The organism is Sanguibacter sp. Leaf3 (assembly GCF_001425965.1).
GTDB lineage: Bacteria > Actinomycetota > Actinomycetes > Actinomycetales > Cellulomonadaceae > Sanguibacter > Sanguibacter inulinus.
In genome coordinates, this window is the sequence record NZ_LMRH01000001.1 from 695,200 (window position 1) to 721,083 (window position 25,884).

Sequence of the window (25,884 nt, forward strand, 5' to 3'; positions counted from 1 at the left end):
CTCCGGGCCCGCACGGACCGCGGCCTGCGGTCGCAGCAGCACCCCCCGCAAAGCCTCATACCCCGTGGTCACCCGCCGAAGAGATCTCTGACGGGTTCATGGACGGACCTCTAGCAGCACCCCACGGACGGATGAACAAGTGATAGTCGTGACGCGCCTCAACGGGCCTCCCTTCGCGGTCAACCCTGACCTCGTGCAGCGCATCGACAGCGCCCCCGACACGATCCTCACCCTCGTCGACGGCACCAAGTTCATCGTCCAGGAGTCCATGGCCGAGGTCATCGAGCTGGTCAACGACCACCGCTCCCACATGATCGCCCGCGCCCAGCAGATCCAGCAGGCAGAGCTCTCAGAGCCGCCGACGACCCGCCCGGACCTGGCGCTGGTGAAGAAGATCTCAGAGGAGGACTCCTGATGGATCCGGCAACCATGCTCGGCATCGGTATCGCGCTCGGCTCGATCCTCGCGATGATCATCCTCGAGGGCGCGAGCCCGATGGCCGTGCTCCTCCCGGCCCCGATGATCCTCGTCTTCGGCGGGTCCTTCGCGGTGGCCCTCGCCGGCGGGACCCTGAAGGACACGATCGGTGGCCTCAAGTCGCTGCCCAAGGCCTTCCTCGGCAAGGCGAAGACCTCGGCCGACTCGATCGACACGATCGTCACGCTGGCCGAGAAGGCTCGCCGCGAGGGTCTGCTGTCCCTCGAGGAGGCGGCCCGCGACATCGACGACGAGTTCCTCAAGAGCGGTCTGCGCTCCGCGATCGACGGCACCGACCCCGAAGACCTCCGGGCCCTCCTCGAAGACCGGATCCACTCCAAGAGGGTCTCGGACAAGACGTCGTACAAGTTCTTCCACGACATGGGCGGCTACGCGCCGACCATCGGCATCGTCGGCACTGTCATCTCGCTCGTGCACGTGCTCGAGAACCTCTCGAACCCTGACGAGCTCGGCCACATGATCGCCGCGGCCTTCGTCGCCACGCTGTGGGGCATCCTCTCGGCCAACGTCCTGTGGCTGCCGATCGGCAACCGCCTGAAGCGCCTCTCCGAGCTCGAGTGCAGCCAGATGGAGATCGTCCTCGAAGGACTCCTCTCCGTCCAGGCCGGTGCCAACCCGCGTCTGGTGGGTGAGCGCCTGCGGAGCCTGCTGCCGCTGAGCGAGCAGCAGCAGGTCGAGAAGGAAGCGGCGTGAGCAGCGGCGGTGGCAAGAAGCGCGGCAAGAAAGAGCTCGAGGAGGAGCACGAGGACGCCGAGCGGTGGCTCGTGAGCTACGCCGACATGATGACCGTCCTCGTGGCGCTGTTCATCGTGCTGTACGCGATCAGCCAGGTCGACGAGGTCAAGTACGACCAGCTGCGCCAGTCGCTCGCCGCAGGCTTCAACGCCCCGCAGGTGTCGATCCTGTCCGACGGTGCCGGTGTCCTCGCCGACAACCCGACCGAGGCGGTCCTCCCGGCCATCGAGAAGATCGTCCCGTCGACCGTGGACGAGTCGACCTCGGGCGACGGCGGAGAGTCCACGGGGGCCGGTGACGCAGCCTCGGACGCCGACATCGCCGCGGCGCGCGTGGAGTACCAGAGCTTCGAAGAGCTCGCGAAGTCCATCGACACGGCCCTCGCCGCCGGTGGCATGGAAGGCGTGGTGCAGTTCCGGATCGACGAGCGCGGCCTGGTCATCGGCATGATCACCGACGAGGTGTTCTTCGCCTCCGAGAGCGCGGTCCTCACACCGACCTCGCAGGCTGTCGTGGACACCATGACGCCGTTCCTGGTGCCGCTGCCCAACGAGATCTCGATCGAGGGCCACGCGGACTCGGTGCCCACAGCCCGCTACGCGTCGAACTGGGAGCTGTCCTCGGACCGCGCCACCCAGGTGCTGCGCCGCATGGTCGAGTCTGACGGGATGCCGGCCCCCCGGATCTCCGCCGTCGGCTACGGCGACTCGCGCCCGCTCCAGCCCAACGAGACCGCGGAGGGCCTGACGGCCAACCGTCGTGTCGACCTCGTCGTCCTCAGCGACGAGCCCGAGCGCATCCGTGCGCTCCTCCCCATCGTCCCGACCCTCCCCGAAGGCTGAGCCCGCCATGCCCATCGAACAGCGCGTGATGAACGCGCCCCAGCGTCCAGGCGCCGCCGCGTCCGGCGGCGGCATCAAGCCGAAGGCCGAGGCTGCTGCCCCCGAGGAGACCCCGAAGAAGAGCAAGAAGAAGCTCTTCGTCATCGTCGGCATCGCCGTCGTGGTCCTCGCTGCGGCTGCCTACTACTTCCTCGTCATGTCGAAGGGCGGCGAGGCCGCAGAGCCCGCCCCCGAGCCTGGCGAGGTCTTCACCGTCGAGGCGATGAGCATCAACCTCGCCGACGGCCACTACCTGCGTCTCGGCTTCGGCCTCCAGCTGACCCTCGAGGCCCACGAGCTCGACGCCGCGAAGGCTCGAGACGCCGCGATCGCCCTCTACTCCGGCAAGTCCGTGGCAGAGGTCACCGACCCCGCGACCCGCGACACGCTCAAGACCGAGCTCGCCGAGTCGCTCGAGCACCTGTACGAGGGCGAGGTGATGGGCGTCTACCTGACGGACTACGTCACCCAGTGAGGTGACCAGTGACCGGCACGGATGCCGGTGAGTCGGGGCGCCATGGAGGGCGCCACACGACCCTCGTGCTTCTCGTGGACGCATCGCGTGCACGACGAGGGGAGGGATGCAGCACCTGCGGGACGGACGCCCACGAGGGGCTCCGGGCCGCAACCTGAGAAGTTCTTTTCACCCGGTGCCTGCTTTTCCTCATACCCGCGCTGGACGAGCCGATGGTGCTCTTCGTGACGGTCCAGGACAAGACGCGCCCCGCTGTGCGCCGACAGCGCCCAGCCCAGCCCGAGGCGTACGACTTCAGACGCCCGATGACGCTCGCCCGCGAGCACGGCCGAGCCTTCGAGATGGCCTTCGAGACCTTCGCCCGCCAGTGGGGCACCCAGCTCACCTCGCGCCTGCGCGTGATGGTCGGCGTGGGGCTCGACGGTGTCGAGATGGTCTCCTACGACGAGTACGTCCGCAGGCTCCCCACCCACACCACGATGGTGCTCTGCAGCATCGAGACCACGCGCTCGACAGCCGTGCTCCAGGTGACCTCGGAGACCTCGATGCTCTGGGTCGACTACGTGCTCGGCGGCCCCGGCCTGATCCGTGAAGAGCTCCCGCGCGAGCTCACCGAGATCGAGACGACGCTCATCACGGACATGCTGTCCGGGGCGCTGGCCGACCTGCGCTACGCCTTCGTGGCTGTCGTCCCGCTCGACGTCCGCGTCAAGGGGATCCAGTACAACCCCCAGTTCGTGCAGGCAGCCCCGGCGTCGGAGGCCGTGATCGTCGCGACCTTCACGCTGACCATCGCGGAGCGCCCCACGACCGCGACGCTCATGATCCCCGCCGACGTGCTGCTCGCCCCGCTGCGTGCGGGAGAGGGCCTGGTCCAGCGCAGCAAGGACGAGATCGCCGAGGCCGCTGACGCGAGCGACCGCCTGCACCGCACCATGAGCACCGTCCCCGTCGACGTGTCCGTGCGGATGCGCCCGGTGACGGTCCACCCGCGCGACGTCGTCAACCTCACGGTCGGCGAGGTCATCCACCTGAACCACCCCGTGTCCCGCCCCCTCGACGTGGTGGTGGACGGCATCGTCCTCGCCCGAGGGGTCGCAGGGAACAACGGACGACAACTCGCCTGCAAGATCGTGGACGCTGAAGGAGAAGACCGATGAACACCGCAGACGCACAGGCTGCCGAGGCCGCAGAGCTGGTCCGGGCCGCCGCCGAGGCGCTCGCGCGCCTCGTCCCCTCCGACGTGCCGCTCGTCGTGACCCCCTGCGAGCCCGGCACGGGCCCCGGGGCCGACGAGGTCGCCGTGACGGCGTCGCTCGTGGGCACCCGCAGCGCCGACCTCGCCGTGATCGCCAAGACCGCGATCGAAGAGGCGCTCTCGGGTGCCGGCGCGGGTGCGCTCGTGTCGGTCGCCGACGCGCTGCGCCCCGCCCTCGAGGCCGCGGCCTCGACCCTCGGCGAGGGAGTCCTCGGCGAGGCGCAGATCCGCGACGCCGGGACGGCCTTCGGCGCCGAGGACGTGCACGTCTTCGCCCTCGAGGCCGCAGGTGTGGTCCGGGGCTGGTTCGGCCTGCGCCTGCGCGCCGACCAGGACGTCGTCCCGGCAGCCCCCGCCGGCGCAGCCGGTGCGGGCAAGGGCGCCTCGGTCGGCGACAACCTCCGCCTGCTCTACGACGTCGAGATGACGCTCTCCGCCGAGATCGGCCGTGCCAAGCTGCCCGTCCGCCAGGTCCTCGAGCTCGTCCCGGGTGCCGTCATCGAGCTCGACCGCGTCGCCGGCAGCCCCGCCGACCTCATGGTCAACGGGCGCCTCATCGCCCGCGGCGAGGTCGTCGTCATCGACGAGGACTACGGTCTGCGCATCACCGAGATCGTCGACCTCGCCGAGGCCTCCGCCTGATGGACACCGCCGTCCTCGCGCTGCGCACCGTGCTCGCCCTCGTCGTGGTCGTCGGCCTCGTCGTGGTCCTGGGCCGGGTGCTCGACGACCGCGCCGCCGGGCGCACGCAGGACGGCATCGTGTCCCGTCTCCTCTCGCCCTTCAGGGCGCTGCTGCCCGGCCGGTCCGCCGCGCCGAAGCAGCGCCGCCGGCCCGCGGCCGTCCTCACGGTCGTCGGCCGCCAGGGCCTGGGCCCCAAGGCGAGCGTCGCTGTCGTCGACGTCGGCGACCAGCGTCTGGTCCTCGGCGTGAGCGAGGCCGGCGTCACGCTCCTCACGTCGATGCAGGCCCCGGCCGTCGAGGCCGAGCCTGTCGAGGTCGTCGAGGCTGTCCCGTCCGCCGCGACGTCCCTCGTGAAGGGCGGCGCCACGCCCGGCACGGCACCCGTCGCCACGTCTGAGACCACGCCTGTCGTCGCGGCCGGCACGCCCGCGCCCACGTCCGACGGGCCTGCGGCCCCTGTCGCCTTCGACGAGGTCTTCGCCGGGATCGTCGCCCAGCAGCCCGAGGGTGCGCAGGGCACCACAGCGCGTCTCGCACCTGTCGCCTCGGACGCGGCAGCGACCGAGCCCGTCGCCGCACAGCTCACCGGCACCCAGCCCACCGGCACGCAGTCCACGGGCACGGCTGCGCCGGTATCGACCAGCCTCGTCGCCGGTTCTGTCCTGTCTCCTGCGACGTGGCGGCAGGCCGTCAGCGCCGTGCAGTCGCGGACCCGGCGGTGACCGCCGCCGCAGGCCGTCGCCCGCTGCGGCTGCTGGTCCTCGCGCTCCTCGCCCTCGTGCTCACGGTGCTCACCGTCGCCGGTGCGACGCTCACCGCAGGCTCGGCCTCGGCCGCGACGCCCGTGCAGGGTGCGCAGAGCACCGCCGTCCGCTCCGCCGTCGCCGCGGTGCTCCCCGCCCAGCCGGGAGACCCGCTGGCACCCGGTGACCCGGCGGCCCCGGGGGACCCGATCGCCCCGGTCGACCCCGTCGCCCCGGCGCCCGGTGTCGTGACCGTCGACCTCGACGGCACGTCGACGACCCCGAGCAGCTCGATCGTCGTGCTCCTGGGCATCACCCTGCTGTCGGTCGCCCCGTCGCTGCTGCTCATGATGACCAGCTTCACCAAGATCTTCGTGGTGCTCGCGCTGACCCGCAACGCCCTCGGGCTCACCGGCGTCCCGCCGAACCAGGTGCTCGCAGGCCTCGCGCTCTTCCTCTCGCTGTTCATCATGGCGCCGATCATCAGCCAGGTGAACGAGCTCGGCGTGCAGCCCTACGTCAACGGCGGGCTCGACTTCAGCGCCGCCGTCGAGGCCGGCTCTGCCCCGCTGCGCGAGTTCATGCTCGGTCAGACCCGTGAGGAGGACATCGCGCTGATGACCCGGGCGGCCGACCAGCCGAACCCGACCGACGCCGCGTCGGTCCCCATGCTCACGCTCATCCCGTCCTTCATGCTCTCCGAGCTCCGGGCCGCGTTTATCATCGGCTTCGTCATCTTCATCCCGTTCCTGGTCATCGACCTCGTGGTCTCGTCCGCACTGATGTCCATGGGCATGATGATGCTGCCGCCGGTGATGATCTCGCTGCCGTTCAAGATCCTGCTCTTCGTCCTCATCGACGGCTGGGGCATGATCATCACGGCCCTCGTCGGAAGCTACGGGTAGCGGCCATGGACACCTCAGCAGTCCTCGACATCGGCGTGCAGGGCCTCATCATCGCGGCCAAGCTGTGCGCACCGATCCTCATCACCGCCCTCGTCGTCGGTTTTGCGGTCTCCCTCCTGCAGTCGATCACCCAGATCCAGGAGGTCACGCTCAGCTTCGTGCCCAAGGCCATCGCGGTCTCGCTCGCGCTGCTCATCAGCGGCCACTGGATGATCTCCGAGATGGTGTCGTTCACCCACGAGCTCTTCGCCCGCATCCCCGGTCTGCTCGGGGGCTGACAGGTGACCCTCAGCCTCTCCCTCGGCGCGCTCGAGTCGCTCATGCTCGTCGGTGTGCGCATGGTCGCCTTCCTCGTCGTCGCACCGCCCTTCTCGCACCGCGGCATCCCCGCGACCGTGAAGGTCATGCTCGCGACGGGTCTCGCGCTCGCCATCGCACCCCGGGTCGTGACCACAGCGCCCGCGAGCACGGGTGAGTACGTCGTGCTCCTCGTGGGCGAGGCCGTGATCGGGGTCGGACTCGGCTTCCTCGTCGCTGTCGTCTTCGCGGCCGTGCAGTCGGCAGGGTCGCTCATCGACCTCATGGGCGGCTTCTCGCTCGCGCAGGGCTTCGACCCGATGACCCAGGTCAACGGCGCGCAGTTCGCCAGGCTGTACCAGCTCACGGCCGTCGTGATCCTCTTCGTCTCGGACGGCTACCAGATGGTCATCTCCGGTCTGGTGCGCACCTTCGACGCGCTCCCGCTCGGTGCGAGCCTCGACCTGTCGAAGCTCGGTGACGCCCTCACGGCGAGCGTCACCGGGATGTTCCTCGCGACCCTGCAGATCGCCGGTCCGCTCGTGGTCGTGCTGTTCCTCGCCGACGTCGGCCTCGGTCTGCTGACCCGGGTGGCCCCGGCGCTCAACGCCTTCGCGCTCGGCTTCCCGCTGAAGATCTTGCTCACGCTCAGCCTCGCCTCGCTCACGTACCTCGCGCTGCCGCGCATCATCGAGAACCTCACCGGACGGTCGCTCGACGCCGTCCTCGGGGTGACCTCGTGAGCGGGGGTGGGGACTCGGGGGAGAAGACCGAGCAGGCGACACCAAAACGGATGAAGCAGAACCGCAAGGACGGTTCGCTCCAGAAGTCCCAGGACCTCAGCTCGTGGCTGGGGATCGGTGCCGCCGCGGTGATGCTCCCGGTCGTCCTCGGCCGCGGCGCCTCCGCAGCGGTCGACCAGCTGAGCGCGGTCCGTGACGTCGTCGCGAACCCTGACCCCCTCGTCGTGGTCGACCTGCTCGGACGCGGGCTCGACTCGATCCTCGACAGCGTCACGCCGATGCTCATCGTCGTGGTGATCGCCGCGATCGTCGCGAACGTCGCCCAGGGCGGGCTGCACATCGCGACCAAGAAGCTCAAGCCGAGGGTCGACCAGTTCAACCTGCTCAAGGGCGTCAAGAACACCTTCGGCGGTCAGGCGCTCTGGCAGGGGGTCAAGGCGCTCACCAAGACCGTCGTGGTCGGCGCCGTGCTGTACATCGCGGTCCAGAACCTCATGCCCGTCCTGCTCACCGCAGGCGGTCTGTCGGTCGGTGCGCTGCTCTCGGCAGCCGGGGGCGGCATCACCTCGCTCCTGTGGAGCGCAGTCGCCGCCGGTCTCGGGCTCGCGGTGCTCGACCTCGTCGTGGTGATGAAGCGGAACCGCAAGAAGACCCGCATGTCCCTCTACGAGGTCAAGCAGGAGAACAAGCAGTCCGAGGGTGACCCGCAGCTCAAGGGCGCCATCCGCTCCAAGCAGATCGCGATGAGCCGCAACCGCATGATCGCCTCGGTCGGCGACGCCGACGTGGTGCTCGTCAACCCGACCCACGTGGCCGTCGCCCTCAAGTACGAGGCGGGGACCGGCGCACCGCGGGTCGTCGCCAAGGGGGCCGGGCACGTCGCGGCCCGCATCCGCGAGGTCGCCGCCGAGAAGAAGGTCCCGATGATCTCCGACGTCCCGCTCGCCCGTGCGCTGCACGGCGCGTGCGAGATCGGCGAGGAGATCCCGGCCGACCTCTACGCGGCCGTCGCCCAGGTGCTCGCCTTCGTCATGGCGCTCAAGCGCCGCGGTGGCAGCACCGACGGGGTCCGCACCATGCCCGGCCCCACGATCCCTGCACCACCTCCCGGCAGCCCACCACCGGCCCGCCGCACCCGGGCGTCGCGCACAGCGCGCCCCGCAGACAGTCCTGACCCGCAGCCCGACACCGACCCCGCACCGGGGACGTCCACCCTCTCGGAGGCCCGAGCATGAAGAACCGTGACCTCGCCAAGCTGGCGGTCCCTGTCGGTGTCGTCGGCATCGTCATGCTGCTGGTCATCCCGCTGCCCGCGATGCTGCTCGACGTGCTCATCGTCGTCAACATCGTCATGTCGCTGGTCATCCTGCTCACCACGATGTACGTGCAGCGGCCGCTCGACTTCTCGGTGTTCCCCTCGCTCATCCTCATCGCGACGCTGTTCAGGCTCGGGCTCAACGTGGCCTCGACCCGCCTCGTGCTCCGCGACGGCTACGCGGGCGAGGTCATCGGTGCCTTCGGCCACTTCGTCGTCGGCGGCTCGCTCATCATCGGGCTCGTCATCTTCCTCATCCTCGTGGTCATCCAGTTCGTGGTCATCACCAACGGTGCCGGCCGTGTGGCCGAGGTCGGCGCCCGCTTCACCCTCGACGCGATGCCCGGCAAGCAGATGGCCATCGACGCCGACCTCAACTCCGGGCTCATCACCGAAGACCAGGCACGCCAGCGCCGCGCCGACGTCGCGGCCGAGGCCGACTTCTACGGTGCGATGGACGGTGGCTCGAAGTTCGTCAAGGGCGACGCGATCGCCGGCATCATCATCACGATCATCAACCTCGTGGGTGGCATCGCGATCGGCCTCATGCAGCGCGGCATGGAGATCGGCGAGGCGGTCGAGACGTACTCGCTGCTGACCATCGGCGACGGCCTCGTCACCCAGATCCCGGCCCTGCTGCTCTCGGTCTCCACGGGTCTCATCGTCACGCGCGCCACGGCCGACTCCGACCTCGGCAGCTCGGCGTCCAAGCAGCTGTCGCAGTCGCGCAACTCGCTGCTCATCGCTGGCAGCGCCGCGATCGCCCTCGCCCTGCTGCCCGGCATGCCCAAGCTGCCCTTCATCCTCGTCGGCGCCGCGCTGCTCCTGGGCGCGCAGCGCATCAAGGCGCGCGACGCCAAGGCCGAGCAGGACGCCAAGCTCGACGCCGCGATCCGGGAGACCGTCGCGCCTGTGGCCGACACCCCCGAGAAGCTCATCGAGGAGATGCGCGTCTCCGCCCTCGAGATCTTGCTCGCCCCGAACCTCGTCGACCTCGTGAGCTCGGGCTCCGACGACGACCTGCTCGCCCGCATCCGCGGACTGCGCCGCAAGGTCGCCCTCGACCTCGGGATCGTCGTCCCGCCGGTCCGCACCCGCGACTCCGTCGAGCTGCCACCGTCCACCTACGTGCTGCGCATCTCGGGTGTCGAGGCCGCGCGCGGCGAGGTGCCGCCCGGCCGTGTGCTGGCCCTCGGCGACGACCTCGGCTCGCTGCCCGGCAGCGAGGTGCACGAGCCCGTCTTCGGTCTCGCCGGCAAGTGGGTGCCCGCCGAGATGCGCTTCGCCGCGGAGATGACCGGTGCGACCGTCGTCGACCGCGTGTCGGTGCTCATCACGCACCTGTCCAACGTCATCGCGAGCAACGCCGACAGGCTGCTCAGCCGCGAGGACGTCCGCGTGCTCACCGAGGGTGTCAAGCAGGTCAACCCCGCCGTCGTCGAAGAGCTCGTCCCCGGGCTGCTGTCCCTCGGCGAGGTGCAGCGCGTGCTGCAGCGCCTGCTGTCCGAGCAGGTGCCGATCCGCGACCTCGGCCGCATCTACGAGGCGCTCACCCTGCGCGCCAAGATCTCGACCGACGCCGAGGGGCTCGTCGAGGCCGCCCGCCTCCAGCTCGCCCCCGCCCTCACCGCCGCGCACACCCACGAGGGCGTGCTGCGCGTCATGACCCTCGAGCCCGTGCTCGAGCAGGCGCTCCTCGAGGGTCTGCGCCCGGGGGAGCAGGGCACGCAGATCCTGCTCGACCCGAACCGGCTCGAGGCCATGCTGCGGTCCTTCGCGGCCGGTCGCGCCGCAGCCGAGAGCCAGGGCGTCGACGTCGTGCTCGTCTGCGCGCCGGCCCTGCGGCCCGCGCTGCGCTCGCTCGTGGCCACCCACCACGGCGAGGCCCCCGTGATGTCATACTCCGAGGTCACCGGATCCGGTGTGAAGATCGAGGCTGTGGGGGTTGTCCGCGATGTCGAAGCGATTGCTGCTTGAGGGCACCGACCTCGAGGCGCTCATCGTCCGGGTCCACGGCGAGATCGGCCCGACCGCCAAGGTGGTCAAGGCCGAGCGCGTGCGGACCGGCGGCGTCGCCGGGTTCTTCGCCAAAGAACGCTTCGAGCTGACCGTCGAGGTTCCTGACGAGGTCGCCTACGTCCCGGGGCCGCTCGTCACCCCGGGCAGCCGCGGGCCTGTCGGCTCCGCAGGCGGCGGGTCTGTGGGTGGCGGGTCTGTGGGCACAATCCCCGGGTCTGCCGCCCGGTGGAGCGGCGGAGACGACGCAGCCCGCCGCGCGGAGGTCGACGCGGGCACCGCCGAGGTGCAGCCCGTCGGGATCGACGCCCTGCTCGCCGCCGCCGACGCCGCCGACAGGCACGGCGCCCCGCGCGGCAACAACCCCGACGACGAGATCGCCCCCGTCTCGACCGAGCAGGACACCTTCGCCTCGATCCTCGACTCGGTGCGCCAGCTCGCCTCCGAGACCCGCCAGGCCGACGAGGCCGCGGCCGCCGCGGCGGCCTCCGCCACCGCCGGACCTGCCACGGGGCTCGGCGCTGCCGCGGCAGCCTCGGGTGGCACCGCAGCTGCCGGGGCTGCTGCCTTCGGGGCTGCAGCGACGGGCGGTCCGGTCTCGGCAGCGCCGACGCCCCCGGTCGCCCCACCGCTCGGCCAGACCTCGGCCCGGCGCAGCAACCCCTGGGCCCGCAAGACCACCCCGTCAGGCCCGACCCCGGTCGTGCTCGACAAAGAGGTGCGACCCGCCGAGTTCGTCGTCGTGCGCACCACGGGTGCGAGCATCCCCGAGCTGCTCCAGGTCGGCGTCCCGCGCCGGCTGCTCTCCGAGCTGCCGGCAGGGCAGGGGACGTACCCCCTGTCGCAGGTCCTCTCGAAGGTCCCGCGCGCACCCGCCGTCGTCCGCGAGCCCGCCTCGGTCGTCGTGGTCGCCGGGCAGGGTGAGCAGGTGGTCGAGGCCGCGCGGCTCATCGCCCGACGCATCGGCGTGCCCGACTCCGGCATCGCCCTCGCCGGGAGGCTCGACCCGCAGACCGGCTACGGGCCGTGGGTCATCACCGGCATGTCCGCGCGCAGGCTCCGCGCGGCGACCGTCGAGTCCGAGGCGCCGCTCGTGGTCGCCCTCGGCGTCGGGGCCGACGCCTCCGACTGGACCATCGCGTCGTCGCTCGTCGCGTCCTTCGACCCGGACCAGGTGTGGGCCGTCGTCGAGGCCGACCGCAGCCTCGCCGACGCCCGCCGCTGGATGACGGCCGTCGGCCAGCACCGGCCCTTCGACGCGCTCGCGGCCCGCAACGTCTCGTCGACCTCGCAGCCCGCGGCGATCCTCGAGCTCGGCGTGCCTGTCGGTCTGCTCGACGGCTTCGCGGCCTCGGCCCTCGTCTGGGCGGCCCTGCTCGACGAGCACCTCGACGACCCCGCCTGGGACTGAGCGACGGGACTACCTGACGTCGCTCAGGTGGTCGCCGCTAGGCCGACACGTGCCAGACGCTCGTGGAAGGGACGCACCGGGCTAGACGCTCAGGGCCCGCAGGCCCAGGGTGCGCAGGCGCGGGAAGTGCGCGGTCCAGGTCTCGCGGCACCTGTGAGGCAGCACGAGGTCTGGCCACAGCCTCTCGAGCGTGGCGCGGTCCAGGAGGCGTCGGTGGTCGTCGGCCGAACCTGCGCGGACGACCGCGGAGTACAACGCGATCAGGTCGCTGGCGTCCGCGAGGTCATAGGTGGGGTCCTGGCTGGTGTCGATGTGCGGCCCCACGCGGACGATGCCGGACGTCGGTCCTTGCAGCTCGGAGAGATCGTCCGGGGTGTCATAGGGGACGTGGTCGGCGAACCTGTACCCGCGGGGCACCGCGCCCTTGTCGTCGGCGATCATGAGACCTCTTCTCCTGGCTGTCAGTCCAGCCTAGCGAAGGTCCGCCGGGGGACGGTTCTTCCTGGCGCGAGGCTGTGCAGCGAGGAGGGTGGCGCGCCGGTCAGGAGGGGGAGGGGCCCTCGTCCGGGGTCGTCTCGGGGGTGCTGGCGTCGGGTGCCTGCGCCGACTGCGCCGACTGCCCCGACTGTGTGGCCTGGGTGACCAGGGCGATGAGCGCGGCCTGGGCGTCGTCGTCGGCCGAGACGGCGGCGAGGTTGCTGGCCTGGACTGCCTCGACGACCTCGGCGCGGTTGACGCGCATCGAGCGGGGGGCGTCGATCCCGATCCGCACACCGTCTCCGCGGGTGTCGATGATCGTGATGACGATGTCGTCGCCGATGAGGAGCTTCTCTCCGACTCGTCGACTCAGCACCAGCATGCGACGACCCTACCCCAGCGTCTTCGGCGCGGCGCGACGGTCCTGCGGGACACGCCAGGGACGCACGAGCACGGAGTCACCCGGTGCCTCATGTGACAAAACCTCATACCCGGTGGGCTGCGACCGATCTGCAGGGAGTGACGGGTAGGTCTACCCGTCCGTGAGTCGGAGGGAGTGCGATCAGTGGACGACATTGACGACATCGTTCGGGAGTTCCTGATCGAGAGCTACGAGAACCTGGACCAGCTGGACCAGGACCTGGTCGCGCTGGAGAGCGCCCCGGGGTCGCGTGAGCTGCTCTCGAGCGTCTTCCGCACGATCCACACCATCAAGGGAACCAGCGGGTTCCTCGCCTTCGGCGACCTCGAGAGGGTCGCGCACGTCGGGGAGAGCCTCCTCGTCGAGCTGCGTGACGGACGCCGCCTCATGGACCAGCACACGACAGACGTGCTGCTGCGCATGGTCGACACCATCCGCGACCTGCTCGGTCGGATCGAGTCGACCGGTGGCGAGGCCGGCATCGAGGTCGACGGCGTGATCGCCGTGATCCAGCGCGCCCTCGACGGCGAGGACGAGGCAGCGGCCGAGGTCGCACCCGAGCCCGCCGCAGAGGCAGCACCGGAGCCCGCCGCCGAGCCCACCCCGGCCGAGCCCACGCTCGCGCAGATCGGTCAGCCGACCGCAGAGGACCTCGCCGCAGCAGCCGCTGCTGAGGCTGCACCCCTCGCCGCAGCTGCTGCAGCCGCCGCCGCTCAGGACGCGACCGACGCCGTGCGCGCCGCGACCGACGCAGACCAGGGCGACCGCGCCGTCGCCGCCGCGATGTCGGCTGCTGCCGTCACCGCCGCTGTCGTCGCCGCGACCCCGGCGGCGCCCGCGCCGGCTGCACCCGCACAGGCTGCCGCACCCGCACCCGCCGCCCCGGCGCCGGCCCCCGCTCTCGCGAAGGCCACCCCTGCCCGCGCCGGCGCACCCGAGCCGACAGAGTCTGTCGCCTCGCGCGGCACGAGCGAGTCGTCGATCCGCGTGGACGTCGACCTCCTTGACGACCTCATGCGTCAGGTCGGCGAGCTCGTCCTCGTCCGCAACCAGATCGCCCAGCTGGCCGGATTCGACTCCGACGCCGAGCTCACCCGCTCCTCGCAGCGCCTGAGCCTCATCGCCTCTGAGCTGCAAGAAGGGGTCATGAAGACCCGCATGCAGCCGATCGACCACATCTGGTCGAAGATGCCGCGCATCGTCCGCGACCTCGCGGCCGCCTGCGCCCGCGAGGTGCGCCTCGAGATGGTCGGTGGGGACACCGAGCTCGACCGTTCCCTCCTCGAGTCCGTCAAGGACCCGCTCACCCACCTGGTGCGCAACGCCGTGGACCACGGCATCGAGTCGCCGGCCACGCGCACGGCGTCGGGCAAGCCCTCGACGGGTGTCCTCACCCTGCGCGCCTACCACGCAGGTGGTCAGGTCATGGTCGAGGTGCGCGACGACGGCGCGGGCATCGACCCGCAGAAGGTCGCCGCCAAGGCGATCGAGCGTGGCCTCAAGACGGCCGAGCAGCTCGACGCGATGGCGACGAGCGACATCCTCAACCTCGTGTTCCTGCCCGGGTTCTCTACAGCCGCAGCCGTGACCAACGTGTCCGGCCGTGGCGTCGGCATGGACGTGGTCCGCTCGAACATCGAGTCGATCGGCGGCGCCGTCGAGGTCGAGAGCGAGGTGGGCCGTGGCACCACGTGGCGCCTGCGCATCCCGCTGACCCTCGCGATCATGCCCGCGCTCACAGTGCGCTCGGGCTCCGAGATCTACGCGATCCCGCAGGTCAACCTGCAGGAGCTCGTGGCCCTCGACACCCAGAAGACGCAGGAGGCCATCGAGCACATCGGCTCGGCCGAGGTGTACAGGCTCCGCGGCGCGCTGCTCCCGCTCGTGCGGCTCAGCGACGTCATGGGCCAGACCCGTGGCGACGGCGACTCCGCGGTCATCGCGGTGCTGCAGGCCGACAACCAGCGCTTCGGCCTCGTGGTCGACCGTGTCCTCAACAACGAGGAGATCGTCGTCAAGCCGCTCGCGGCCCAGCTCAAGACGATCGGCATCTACGCGGGCGCCACCCTCATGGGTGACGGCCAGGTCGCGCTCATCCTCGACGTCCAGGCGATCGCCCGCCGGTCGCTGTCGGGGGAGATCGCCGACCTCGACCACCGTGCCGCGATCGAGAAGAGCGTCTCGGCCGGCGAGGTCACCGAGCTGCTGGTCGTCGGGATCGGCTCGGGACGTCGTGTCGCCGTGCCGCTCGCGATGGTCACGCGCCTCGAGCTCGTCGCCCAGGACCGCATCGAGCTGGTGGGTGGCCACGAGGTCATCCAGTACCGCGACGCGATCGTCCCGGTCTCGCGCCTCGCCCGGACCCTCGGGTCCTTCGAGGAGCCGACCGAGGAGATCCCCCTGGTGGTCTTCACCCGCGGTGAGCGGACCGTCGCGATGGTCGTCTCCGAGATCGTCGAGATCGTCTCGGACGCCGGCGCGGAGCGCAGCACTGTCGACGACATCGGCCTGCTCGGCTCGATCGTCCTGTCCGGACGCGTCACCGAGCTGCTCGACGTGCCGACGGCGCTGCTCCAGGCAGACCCCCGCTTCTACGACGGTGACCAGATGCTCGGCACCGACGGCATGGACCACGCCGCGGCCTCAGGCCTCGGCTCTGCGTACGACTCCGAGATGGTGAGCGCCTGATGTCCACCCAGTACGTGACGTTCCGCATCGGCGAGGCGCTCTACGGCGTCGAGGTCATGCGGATCTCCGAGACGCTCGGGCACCACGCCCGCACCCCGGTCCCGCTCGCACCTGTCGGCATCGCCGGCCTGGTGAACCTGCGCGGCCAGGTCGTCATGACGGTCGACCTGCGACCCCGTCTGGGCCTCGAGGCCCTCGCGGCAGACGCCGAGTCGATGATGGTCGTCGTCGAGGTGGCTGACGACTCGATCAGCCTGCTCGTCGACGAGGTGGGCGAGGTGCTCACCCTCGACGAGGAGCAGTTCGAGTCCCCGCCCGAGACCCTCGGCGCGCAGAGCCGCGAGCTCATCACCGGCGCCTTCAAGCTCGACCAGGGTCTGCTGCTGACGCTCGACGTCGACGCGGCGCTCGCCGCCTGACGTCGCGGCGGGGTCGACGGCAGCGACCCCGCCGCAGCGCAGGACGGCAGGACCCAGCACCAGCCAGCAGCACCCGCAGGAACCAGCACGACCGCAGCACAGCAGCAACGCACCACCGCAGCACAGCACCAGACGACGGGCCGACGACGACCGCTCTCGGCCCGTCGTGCCGACGAGTCTCTCCTGTGGAGAGCGGCCGGCATCCCCTGTCGACCGGAAGAGGCACCATGAGCGTCACGTCTGCACCCCGTCAGTCCCTGGACCGTCCGCGCTCCGACGCGCCGTCGGGTGCCGCCCGCGGGAACGGAGCCACCACCCCGGCCTACGACACCCCGTCGTCCGCCGGGCGCGGGTCCGTCGCACCGCCGGCGCCCTCCGGGCAGGGCCGCCGCCGGGTCGGCCTCATGCAGCGCATCGGCGCGATCATCGCCGTCTTCGTGCTGGTCGTCGTGGTCGTCGCCTCGGTCGCCGTGACCACCACGCGGGCGATCTCGGACGACGCGAGCACGCTCGCCACGGTCCAGAACGACATCGTCATCCCGCTCAACAAGGTCCACCAGGGGCAGCTCAAGGCGCGTCTGATCGTCGCGCAGATCGCGGCGGCCTCGGACGACGACATCATCGACGAGTGGCTGACCAAGCAGGCGGACAACGACGCGGAGACCGACGCCGCGATCGAGCAGTTCCGGACGGCGATGGCGGGGATCGAGTCCTCGGCCCTCTCCGGGATCGACACCTTCCTCGAGTGGCGCGAGGTGCGCGACGACCAGGTCGTCCCGGCGGCGCGTCTCGCGGACCCGAAGGCCTACGAGACAGCCCTGACCGAGGTGTCGCAGCCGCTCATCGACGAGTACCTGGTCGACCTCGACGCCGGGGCCGAGGAGGCCGTCGTCTTCAGCGCCGACCTCGCCGACCAGGCCCGCGCCACGGGCAGCCGCGGCCTGCTGGTGATCATCGTCGTGAGCGTCCTCGGCATGGCGCTCGGCCTGGCCGCCGGCATGACCATCGCCCGCTCGATCACCCGTTCGACCGTCAAGGTCCAGCACTCCCTCGAGTCGCTCGCCGCGGGCGACCTCACCGACGAGCCGCAGGTGACCTCGCGCGACGAGATCGGTGCGATGGCCAGCGCCCTGGTCACCGCGCAGCGCAGCCTGCGCGACGTCCTCGGCGGGGTCGCGGAGTCGGCCCGCAGCGTCTCCGACGCGGCCCAGGACATGCGTGCCGGAGCCGCCCAGGTGACGACGGGCGCAGAAGAGTCGAGCGCGCAGATCGGCGTGGTGGCCGCGGCCGCCGAGCAGGTCTCGCGCAACGTCCAGACCGTCGCCGCAGGCGCCGAGGAGATGGGTGCCTCGATCCGCGAGATCGCGACCAACGCCAACGAGGCCGCGCAGGTCGCGCACTCGGCGACGACGGTCGCCGCCACGACCAACGAGACCGTCGCCAAGCTCGGCACCTCGAGCCAGGAGATCGGCGCCGTCGTCAAGGTCATCACGAGCATCGCGGAGCAGACGAACCTGCTCGCCCTCAACGCGACCATCGAGGCTGCACGTGCTGGCGAGGCCGGCAAGGGATTCGCCGTGGTCGCCTCCGAGGTCAAGGACCTCGCGCAGGAGACCGCCAAGGCGACCGAGGACATCGCCCGCAGGGTCGAGGCCATCCAGGTCGACACCCGCTCCGCGGTCGACGCCATCGCGGAGATCTCCTCGATCATCGCGAGCATCAACGACTACCAGCTGACCATCGCCTCGGCCGTCGAGGAGCAGACCGCGACGACCAACGAGATGTCCCGTTCGGTCACCGAGGCCGCCACGGGCTCGGGCGAGATCGCCGCGAACGCCGCGGGTGTCGCGCAGACCGCCGAGGTGTCGAACATCGCGATCGCCGACCTGGGCGGCCGGGTCGACGACCTCGCCGGGATCGCCTCGGACCTGCACGCGAAGGTCTCGACCTTCCGCTACTGAGCCCGCACAGCGCTCCGCAGCCCGCACACCGCACCCCGCACCGCGCAGACCCCCGTCCTCCTCGAGGGCGGGGGTCTGCGCGTCCCCCCCCGTGACGGCACAGTCCTCCGGTGTGGCGGAGCGCACCCGGGTGAGGAGCCGACCTGTCTGCTCATGGCGGTCGGGCGGGTGCCGATGGGAGTGCTGCCCGACGTCGAGCGCGCCGCGCGCTCCCGTCACCCCCCTGACCTAGGAGCACCATGTCTTCGAGCACGCCCGGCACCACGTCCAGCCAGGTCGGCGCGCCGCGCCGACGTCGCCTCGGCGACCTCCCCGTGGCCGTGCGGATCGGGATCGGCTTCGGCATCGTCATCCTGCTCACGGCGATGATCACCGCGGTGGGCGCGCAGCGGCTCGTGACCCTCGACGCCCAGACGCAGCAGCTCGACCGCGAGGCCATCGCACCGCAGTCGGACCTCAACAACATCCAGCGCTGGTTCCAGGCGAGCCGCGCCCGCGTGCTCGAGTACGGCATGAGCACCCCCGAGGGTCAGAAGACGGTCCTGGAGGAGATGGAGAAGTTCGACACCGACGCCCTCGCGAGCATGGACGCCTACGAGCCCTACGTCCTCGACAGCGCCGCCTTCGCGACCCTGACCGACGCGTACAGCCGGTACCAGGCGGCCGTCGAGGCCATCGCACCGATCACCGCGGACGGGGCGATCGCCTACCACGACGCCTACGTCGAGCAGGTGCGTCCGATCACCGCCGAGGTCACGGGCGCCCTGCAGGAGATCATCGACGCCGTGGGCGAGAGCGCTGCGCAGTCTGTCGAGGAGTCCACGGCCACAGCCCGCACGGCGATCGTCTCGATGATCGTCGCGGGTGTCGTCGCCGCGCTCCTCGCCGTGGTCGTGGCCGTGACCCTCGTGCGCTCGATCGTCGGCAACCTGCGCAAGGTGCAGGAGACCATCGTCGCCCTCGGAGACGGGGACCTCACCAAGGACACCGGTGTCGACTCTGGCGACGAGCTCGGTCAGATGGCCGCCTCCCTCTCCTCGGCGCAGGCGAACCTGCGCGAGCTCGTCTCGGGTGTCGTCGCCACGGCCGGGACCGTCGCCGCAGCCGCCGAGGAGATGTCGGCCTCGACCACGCAGGTCGCCGCAGGCTCGGAGGAGACCAGCGTCCAGGCCGGCGTGGTGGCCGCGGCCGCCGAGCAGGTCTCGCGCAACGTGCAGACCGTCGCCGCGGGCGCCGAGCAGATGGGCGCGTCGATCCGCGAGATCTCGCAGAACGCCAACGAGGCCGCCCGTGCTTCGAACGAGGCCGTCGAGCAGTCGGAGCGCACCCGCATCACCGTCGTCGACCTCGGGACGTCGAGCCAGGAGATCGGCGCCGTGGTCAAGGTCATCACGAGCATCGCGGAGCAGACGAACCTGCTCGCGCTCAACGCGACCATCGAGGCCGCGCGTGCCGGTGAGGCCGGCAAGGGCTTCGCCGTCGTCGCCTCGGAGGTCAAGGACCTCGCAGCCGAGTCGGCCCGGGCCGCCGAGGACATCGCGCGCCGCATCGACGTGAACCGCAGCCAGACCGAGTCGGCTGTCGCGGCGATCTCGGGGATCGGCGAGATCATCGCGACGATCAACGACTACCAGCTGACGATCGCCTCGGCCGTCGAGGAGCAGACCGCGACGACCACCGAGATGTCCAGGTCGGTCACCGAGGCCGCCACGGGATCGGGTGAGATCGCGCAGAACATCGTCGGCGTGGCCTCGGCCGCCGTGGCGTCCTCCGACGTCGTCGCCCAGATGGGCACGGCCGTCCAGGAGCTCGCGATGATGTCTGCTGACCTGCGCGAACGCGTCGCCAGCTTCGTCTACTGACCCGCGCGAGACGGCGCGGCGGCCCGGGGGGACCGCCGCGCCGTCGGCGTCTGCGGGTGGGCAGGGGAGGGCTGCGCAGGCTCCGGCAGGTCCCGCCTTCTGTGAAGCCTCAACTACCAGGCTGGTCGGACGATAGGACGTCCAGCTGGCCGTCACGCGTCACCGACGTCCCGCAGGGGGAGCACGTCTGGTACCACCCGCCTGCCTCAGGAGCGCTCATGCCCACCGTGAAGAACCGCCCGCGCTACGACCTCCGCGCCAAGATCCTCTCCGTCGGAGCCGTCGGCATGCTGGTCGCCGTCCTGGTCGCCGCCGCGGGCTGGAGCGGCCTGAGCTCCTCGCAGTCGAGCAGCAGCCAGATCGTCGCGCTCGACACGCTGCGCCTCCAGGTCGCGCAGATCTCGCGCTACAACTCCGACGTCTCCGGGTGGCAGGTCGCCTACGCCTGGGACGCCAGCACGATCGGCCCGCAGGCGGCCGTCGCGCCAGACTCTGCCAACCGCGCCGGCTTCGTCACCTCGATCGGCGAGCTCCACACCCTGCTCGACGAGCTCGACGTCGAGACCATGACCGACGCCGAGAAGGCGCTCTTCGCCGAGATCACCTCCAGCTGGGACGCCTTCGAGGCCGTCGACGCGCAGGTCGTCGGGCTCTACGAAGACGGCACCGAGGCCTCCAAGGTCGAGGCCGACGGCCTCGTGGTCGGAGCCGGCTACGAGCAGTACTACGCGATCACGAGCCAGACCGCCGAGCTCGGCGAGTCGCTCACCGACCGTGCCGACACGCTCCAGCAGGACATGACCTCGGCCCGCACCCGCAACGGTGCAGTCGTGGTGGTCGCGGTGCTCCTCGGCCTGGCCGCGGTGGTCACCCTGAGCCTCGTGCTCGGCCGACGCGTCAAGCGCTCGGCCGCCGAGGTCAACGGCGCCCTCGAGGCCCTCGCCGCCGGTGACCTCACCCGCACCCCGCAGGTCGCGAGCACGGACGAGATCGGTGACATGGCGACCTCCCTCGCCGAGGCTCAGCGCTCGATCGCGCGGCTGCTCGCCGGGGTCGTCGGCTCGAGCGACGTCCTCGCGACGGCAGCCCAGCACCTCGCGTCGTCGAGCTCGCAGGTCGCCGCAGGCTCGGAGGAGACGAGCGCGCAGGCGGGCGTCGTCGCCGCCGCGGCCGAGCAGGTCTCGCGCAACGTGCAGACCGTCGCCGCAGGCGCCGAGGAGATGGGCGCCTCGATCCGCGAGATCGCGACGAACGCCAACGAGGCCGCCCGGGTCGCCGGGCAGGCCGTCGACTTCTCGACGGCGACCGCCGCGGCGATCGGCGAGCTCGGTGAGAGCTCGAAGGAGATCGGGTCGGTGGTCAAGGTGATCACGAGCATCGCGGAGCAGACGAACCTGCTGGCCCTCAACGCGACGATCGAGGCCGCGCGTGCCGGGGAAGCCGGCAAGGGCTTCGCCGTGGTGGCCTCCGAGGTCAAGGACCTCGCTGCCGAGTCGGGTCGGGCTGCTGAGGACATCGCGCGCCGGATCACCCAGGTGCAGGCGCAGACGACGTCTGCTGTCGCGGCGATCGGTGAGATCTCGGCGATCATCGCGAGCATCAACGACTACCAGCTGACCATCGCCTCGGCTGTCGAAGAGCAGACCGCGACCACCAACGAGATGTCCCGCTCGGTCACCGAGGCGGCCACGGGCGCTGGGGAGATCGCCGCGAACATCACCGGGGTGGCCTCGGCCGCGGCCGAGTCGACGATCACCGTCGGGCAGATGTCCGAGACCGTCGACGAGCTCGCCCGGACCTCGGCCGAGCTGCGGACCCAGGTCGGCTCCTTCACGGTCTGAGCCCCCGCCCGGCCGCGGTCCGCACCACCACCTCGATCCGCCGCCAGCGGCGCGGAGCCGCGGCCCGGGACGTCTCACACATGGCACCAGCGTGCCGATAGGGAGGTTGCCTTCCGGGCGGCGCAGTCCTGCGTCGCCCCGCACTACAGCAGGAGATGACCGAAGATGCAGTGGTTCTGGAACCGTCCCGTCGGCGTGAAGTTCGCAGCACCCCTGGTGCTGATGGGCGCGGTCTTCGCGGTGGTGGGCGGTCTCGGGGCACTCGCGCTGCGCAGCGCGGCGTCGAGCCTGCGCGCGGTGTCGGCCGAGGCCGACCCCGTCGCGGCGGCCGAGCTCGCGACAGCCGCCGAGCAGGAGGCCACGCGGACGCTCGCCGTCCTCGCCGTCGCCTTCGTCATCGGTGCGATCCTCTGCACGGTCCTCACCGTCGCGGTCAGCAGCCGCGTCCGCCGCAGCATCGAGATGCTGCGCGGCTCGATCGACGAGCTCGCCGCGGGCGACCTCACCCACCCGGCCGTCCACGTCGACTCCGACGAGGTCGGCTCGATCGTCGACGCCTTCGAGGTCGCCCGGGGCGAGCTCCGCGGCACCCTCACCCAGGTCGCCGCAGCCGCAGGCTCGGTGTCGAGCAAGGCCGACGACCTTGCCGCGGCGAACACCCAGGTCGCCGGCGGCGTCAGCCAGACCAGCACCCAGGCGGGGGTGGCCGCGACGGCCGCCGAGCAGGTCTCCCTCAACGTGCAGACCGTCGCGGCGGGTGCCGAGCAGATGGGCGCCTCGATCCGCGAGATCGCGACCAACGCCAACGAGGCCGCGAAGGTCGCGAGCCAGGCCGTGACCTTCTCCAACACGACAGCCGCGACGGTCGGTGCCCTCGGTGAGAGCTCGAAGGAGATCGGGTCTGTGGTCAAGGTGATCACGAGCATCGCGGAGCAGACGAACCTGCTGGCCCTCAACGCGACGATCGAGGCCGCTCGTGCCGGGGAAGCCGGCAAGGGCTTCGCGGTCGTGGCGAGCGAGGTCAAGGACCTGGCTGCGGAGTCGGGTCGGGCTGCTGAGGACATCGCACGCCGGATCACCCAGGTCCAGGCGCAGACGACGTCTGCTGTCGCGGCGATCGGTGAGATCTCGGCGATCATCGCGAGCATCAACGACTACCAGCTGACCATCGCGTCGGCTGTCGAGGAGCAGACCGCGACGACCAACGAGATGTCCCGCTCCGTCACCGACGCCGCAGCCGGGGCCTCCGAGATCTCCGCGACGATCACCGACGTCGCCGAGTCCGCGCACACCTCTACGGGTGTGCTCACAGCTGTCGGCAGCACGGTCTCCGAGCTCGCCGATCTCTCCGGGGACCTCCGGTCCCAGGTGTCCCACTTCACGATCTGAGGCCGATGATGTCCTTCTCCCGCCCACCCTGGTCGCCGCGCCGCGTCGCGCCGGCCCTCGCGCTGCTCGTCGCGGCCCCGCTCGCCCTGACAGGCTGCGCGTCCGAGGCCGCCGGTGCCGACGCGTCCCTCGTGGGCGTGGCGATGCCGACGACCACGTCGTTGCGGTGGATCGAGGACGGCGACAACCTCCAGGCCCAGCTCGAGGCGCTCGGGTACCAGGTCGACCTGCGCTACGCCGAGAACGACGTGGCGACGCAGGTCGACCAGCTCGACTCGATGATCGACGCCGGCGCCGACCTGCTCGTGGTCGGCTCGATCGACGGGACCGCCCTCAAGGCCCAGCTCGCCCGGGCCGCCGACGCGGGCATCCCGGTGATCGCCTACGACAGGCTCATCCGTGAGTCGCCGGACGTCGACTACTACGCGACCTTCGACAACTTCCGGGTCGGTACCCAGCAGGCGACGTCGCTGCTCCAGGGTCTGGGTGTCCTCGACGAGGCCGGGGAGCCGACAGGGGCCGCGGGGCCCTTCACCATCGAGGTCTTCGCGGGGTCGTCGGACGACAACAACGCGACGGTCTTCTACGAGGGTGCCTTCAGCGTCCTCCAGCCGTACCTCGACTCCGGGGTGCTCCAGGTGCCCTCGGGCGAGACCGACTTCGCGAGCATCGCGATCGAGGCCTGGGACGCCAAGGTCGGTGGCGAGCGCATGACCCGCCTGCTCGACTCCGTGTACGCCGGGACCGACCTGCAGATCGACGGGGTGCTCTCGCCCTACGACGGCATCTCGATCGCGATCATCGACGTGCTCAAGGGGGCCGGCTACGGCACCCCAGCCCGTCCGCTCCCCGTGGTCGTCGGCCAGGACGCCGAGGCCCCCTCGATCAAGTCCGTGATCGCCGGGGAGCAGTTCTCGAGCATCTACAAGGACACCCGCCAGCTCGCCGAGGTGACCGTCGCCATGGGTGACGCGCTCCTCAAGGGCGAGTCGCCCGAGGTCAACGACGTCACCTCCTACGACAACGGCGTGACCGTGGTCCCCACCTACCTGCTCGCCCCCGTCGTGGTGACCGCCACGAACTACGAGTCGCTGCTCGTCGGCGGCGGCTACTACACCGAGGAGGAGCTGCGATGACGACGACGTCAGTGCGGCCCGTACGCCCGACAGGTCGCAGCGCTGCGCCCTCAGCCCGCCCTGCCGCACGCAGCCCGTACAGCCCGGTCGCCCCGGTCGAGACCGGTGCCACGCCTCCCACCAAGGCACCGCGTTCCTCGCGGGCCCGGTGGTTCTGGGACCGTCCCGTCGCGGCCAAGATCGGCACGTCCCTCGTCGTCATGGGAGTCGTCTTCGCCTCGGTCGGCGGGGTGGCCGCACTGGCCCTCGACCGCGCCGCGGGCCACCTGGACCAGGTGAACACCCTCACCGGCAAGCTCCAGGGCGACCTCGGTGACCTCCGCGCCGCGCAGGCCACCAGCCAGCTGCTCGTGCGCCGCGCCGCGGCCGCACCCGACGAGGCGCTGCGCACCCAGATCCTCACCTCCTCGGACTGGAACGACTCGGCCGTCGACAGGCTGATCGCCGAGGTCGAGACCTTCGAGCAGTCCGGCACCCAGCAGTGGCAGGACTTCGTGACCCGCTGGGACGAGTGGACCACCTACCGTGACTCGGTCGTGCTGCCCCTCGTGCAGGCCGGCGACGTCGACGGCGTCGAGCAGGCCCTCGCGGCCGACGTCGCCGCCGACCCTGACCGTGCCGGGCGTGCGCTGCTCCTCGCGCAGGGTCAGATCGACTTCCAGGTGGCCGAGGTGCTCCACGACGCCCAGGCCGACGTGTCCAGGACGATCCTCGTCCTGGGTGTCGCGTTCCTCGTCGGCGCAGGGCTCTCGGTGACCCTCGCGGTGCTCGTGGTGCGCCGCATCACCTCCGGGATCCGTTCTGTCCAGGCCGCGCTCGAGTCCCTCGCCACGGGTGACCTCACCCACGAGGTCGAGGTCCTCAGCCGCGACGAGCTCGGTCAGATGTCCGAGTCCTACGACCTCGCGGTCTCCACGCTGCGCACGGCGATGACCGGCGTGGTGGGCACGGCGCACGCCGTCGCCCAGAGCGCCGAAGACCTCGGCGCCGCCAACAGCCAGGTGGCCGGCGGGACCGCGGCCACGAGCGCGCAGGCCGCTGTCGCGACCGAGGCCGCCGAGCTGGTCTCGCGCACCATCCAGTCGGTCGCCGCCGGCGCCGAGCAGATGGGTGCCTCGATCCGTGAGATCGCGGGCTCGGCCGACGAGGCGTCCAAGGTCGCCGCGCAGGCTGTCCAGGTGTCCGAGACGACGGCCGAGAACGTCCGGCTGCTCGGGGAGTCCTCGCAGGCGATCGGCGCCGTGGTCAAGGCCATCACGTCGATCGCGGAGCAGACGAACCTGCTGGCCCTCAACGCGACCATCGAGGCTGCCCGTGCCGGTGAGGCCGGCAAGGGCTTCGCGGTCGTCGCCCACGAGGTCAAAGAGCTCGCGGGGGAGTCCGGCCGTGCGGCCGAGGACGTCGCGCGCCGCATCGCCGAGATCCAGGCGCAGACCGGCACGACGGTCTCGGCGATCTCCGAGATCTCGACGATCATCCGGACCATCAGCGACTACCAGATGACCATCGCCTCGGCGGTCGAGGAGCAGACCGCGACGACCAACGAGATGAGCCGCGGCATCACCGAGGCGGCCACGGGCGCCGGTGAGATCGCCGTGCACATCGGCTCGGTCGCCGCCGTCGCCTCGGAGTCCTCCGACGTCGTCGCCCGCATGGGCACGACCGTCGAGGAACTCACGAGCGCCTCCGCAGACCTCCGTTCCAAGACCGCGCAGTTCGCGGTCTGACT

At 71.1% G+C, this 25,884-nt stretch carries 23 protein-coding genes; 21 read left to right on the forward strand and 2 right to left on the reverse strand.

The window, feature by feature from the left end; all coding sequences use genetic code 11:
* Positions 1-139: 139 nt before the first annotated feature.
* From ASG53_RS02980 to ASG53_RS03040, 13 genes are all read left to right on the forward strand, one after another.
* The gene (locus ASG53_RS02980; protein WP_056128283.1) at positions 140-415 is read left to right on the forward strand and encodes a flagellar FlbD family protein; all 276 of its coding nucleotides are present in this window, start codon (positions 140-142) and stop codon (positions 413-415) included.
* Positions 415-1,191 carry a motility protein A gene (locus tag ASG53_RS02985; RefSeq protein WP_056128287.1) on the forward strand — a complete coding sequence of 259 codons (777 nt, stop codon included), beginning with the start codon at positions 415-417 and terminating at the stop codon, positions 1,189-1,191. The genes ASG53_RS02980 and ASG53_RS02985 overlap by 1 nt, the downstream gene beginning before the upstream one ends.
* Positions 1,188-2,075 (forward strand): flagellar motor protein MotB, encoded by an 888-nt coding sequence (locus ASG53_RS02990; protein ID WP_056128289.1) that lies wholly within the window; start codon positions 1,188-1,190, stop codon positions 2,073-2,075. Before ASG53_RS02985 ends, ASG53_RS02990 begins: the two co-directional genes overlap by 4 nt.
* Before the next feature lie 7 nt (positions 2,076-2,082).
* Positions 2,083-2,589, forward strand: a complete 507-nt coding sequence (locus ASG53_RS02995; RefSeq protein ID WP_056128290.1) for a flagellar basal body-associated FliL family protein — start codon at positions 2,083-2,085, stop codon at positions 2,587-2,589.
* 212 nt (positions 2,590-2,801) lie between these two features.
* Entirely contained in the window at positions 2,802-3,749 is a 948-nt protein-coding gene (locus ASG53_RS03000; protein ID WP_056128293.1) for a flagellar motor switch protein FliM, read from the forward strand.
* A complete protein-coding gene (gene fliN, locus ASG53_RS03005) occupies positions 3,746-4,489 on the forward strand; it encodes a flagellar motor switch protein FliN (RefSeq protein WP_056128296.1) in 744 nt (247 codons plus the stop codon). Before ASG53_RS03000 ends, fliN begins: the two co-directional genes overlap by 4 nt.
* A complete protein-coding gene (locus ASG53_RS03010; RefSeq protein WP_056128298.1) occupies positions 4,489-5,253 on the forward strand; it encodes a flagellar biosynthetic protein FliO in 765 nt (254 codons plus the stop codon). The genes fliN and ASG53_RS03010 overlap by 1 nt, the downstream gene beginning before the upstream one ends.
* A complete protein-coding gene (gene fliP / locus ASG53_RS03015) occupies positions 5,250-6,179 on the forward strand; it encodes a flagellar type III secretion system pore protein FliP (RefSeq protein WP_056130560.1) in 930 nt (309 codons plus the stop codon). The genes ASG53_RS03010 and fliP overlap by 4 nt, the downstream gene beginning before the upstream one ends.
* A 5-nt stretch (positions 6,180-6,184) precedes the next feature.
* On the forward strand, positions 6,185-6,457 hold the full coding sequence (gene fliQ / locus ASG53_RS03020) for a flagellar biosynthesis protein FliQ (RefSeq protein WP_056128301.1): 273 nt from the start codon (positions 6,185-6,187) through the stop codon (positions 6,455-6,457).
* A gap of 3 nt (positions 6,458-6,460) precedes the next feature.
* On the forward strand, positions 6,461-7,219 hold the full coding sequence (locus ASG53_RS03025) for a flagellar biosynthetic protein FliR (protein WP_056128305.1): 759 nt from the start codon (positions 6,461-6,463) through the stop codon (positions 7,217-7,219).
* Positions 7,216-8,454: an EscU/YscU/HrcU family type III secretion system export apparatus switch protein gene (locus tag ASG53_RS03030; protein WP_082543741.1), complete on the forward strand. Its 1,239-nt coding sequence runs from the start codon at positions 7,216-7,218 to the stop codon at positions 8,452-8,454. The genes ASG53_RS03025 and ASG53_RS03030 overlap by 4 nt, the downstream gene beginning before the upstream one ends.
* A complete protein-coding gene (locus tag ASG53_RS03035; protein WP_056128311.1) occupies positions 8,451-10,511 on the forward strand; it encodes a flagellar biosynthesis protein FlhA in 2,061 nt (686 codons plus the stop codon). The genes ASG53_RS03030 and ASG53_RS03035 overlap by 4 nt, the downstream gene beginning before the upstream one ends.
* Positions 10,489-11,961, forward strand: a complete 1,473-nt coding sequence (locus ASG53_RS03040) for a hypothetical protein (protein ID WP_156382644.1) — start codon at positions 10,489-10,491, stop codon at positions 11,959-11,961. The genes ASG53_RS03035 and ASG53_RS03040 overlap by 23 nt, the downstream gene beginning before the upstream one ends.
* Positions 11,962-12,042: 81 nt before the next feature.
* Here the strand turns inward: ASG53_RS03040 and ASG53_RS03045 are convergent, their stop codons facing one another.
* A complete protein-coding gene (locus tag ASG53_RS03045; protein WP_056128316.1) occupies positions 12,043-12,402 on the reverse strand; it encodes a hypothetical protein in 360 nt (119 codons plus the stop codon).
* A gap of 100 nt (positions 12,403-12,502) precedes the next feature.
* The gene (gene csrA / locus ASG53_RS03050) at positions 12,503-12,820 is read right to left on the reverse strand and encodes a carbon storage regulator CsrA (RefSeq protein ID WP_056128319.1); all 318 of its coding nucleotides are present in this window, start codon (positions 12,818-12,820) and stop codon (positions 12,503-12,505) included.
* 183 nt (positions 12,821-13,003) lie between these two features.
* Between csrA and ASG53_RS03055 the strand changes: the two genes are divergently transcribed.
* The 8 genes from ASG53_RS03055 (at position 13,004) to ASG53_RS03090 (ending at position 25,882) form a co-directional block, all read left to right on the forward strand.
* The gene (locus ASG53_RS03055; protein ID WP_056128322.1) at positions 13,004-15,547 is read left to right on the forward strand and encodes a chemotaxis protein CheA; all 2,544 of its coding nucleotides are present in this window, start codon (positions 13,004-13,006) and stop codon (positions 15,545-15,547) included.
* Positions 15,547-15,966: a chemotaxis protein CheW gene (locus tag ASG53_RS03060; protein WP_012868063.1), complete on the forward strand. Its 420-nt coding sequence runs from the start codon at positions 15,547-15,549 to the stop codon at positions 15,964-15,966. Before ASG53_RS03055 ends, ASG53_RS03060 begins: the two co-directional genes overlap by 1 nt.
* Positions 15,967-16,193: 227 nt before the next feature.
* Positions 16,194-17,927 carry a methyl-accepting chemotaxis protein gene (locus ASG53_RS03065; RefSeq protein WP_082543742.1) on the forward strand — a complete coding sequence of 578 codons (1,734 nt, stop codon included), beginning with the start codon at positions 16,194-16,196 and terminating at the stop codon, positions 17,925-17,927.
* Positions 17,928-18,166: 239 nt separating this feature from the next.
* Positions 18,167-19,789, forward strand: a complete 1,623-nt coding sequence (locus ASG53_RS03070; RefSeq protein ID WP_056128327.1) for a methyl-accepting chemotaxis protein — start codon at positions 18,167-18,169, stop codon at positions 19,787-19,789.
* Positions 19,790-20,007: 218 nt separating this feature from the next.
* Entirely contained in the window at positions 20,008-21,630 is a 1,623-nt protein-coding gene (locus ASG53_RS03075; protein ID WP_056128330.1) for a methyl-accepting chemotaxis protein, read from the forward strand.
* Positions 21,631-21,795: 165 nt separating this feature from the next.
* Complete coding sequence (locus tag ASG53_RS03080) at positions 21,796-23,019, forward strand: methyl-accepting chemotaxis protein (RefSeq protein ID WP_056128332.1); 1,224 nt, start codon at positions 21,796-21,798, stop codon at positions 23,017-23,019.
* A gap of 5 nt (positions 23,020-23,024) precedes the next feature.
* Positions 23,025-24,155: a multiple monosaccharide ABC transporter substrate-binding protein gene (gene chvE / locus ASG53_RS03085; RefSeq protein ID WP_056128335.1), complete on the forward strand. Its 1,131-nt coding sequence runs from the start codon at positions 23,025-23,027 to the stop codon at positions 24,153-24,155.
* On the forward strand, positions 24,152-25,882 hold the full coding sequence (locus ASG53_RS03090) for a methyl-accepting chemotaxis protein (protein ID WP_056128338.1): 1,731 nt from the start codon (positions 24,152-24,154) through the stop codon (positions 25,880-25,882). Before chvE ends, ASG53_RS03090 begins: the two co-directional genes overlap by 4 nt.
* The last annotated feature ends 2 nt before the right edge of the window (positions 25,883-25,884 follow it).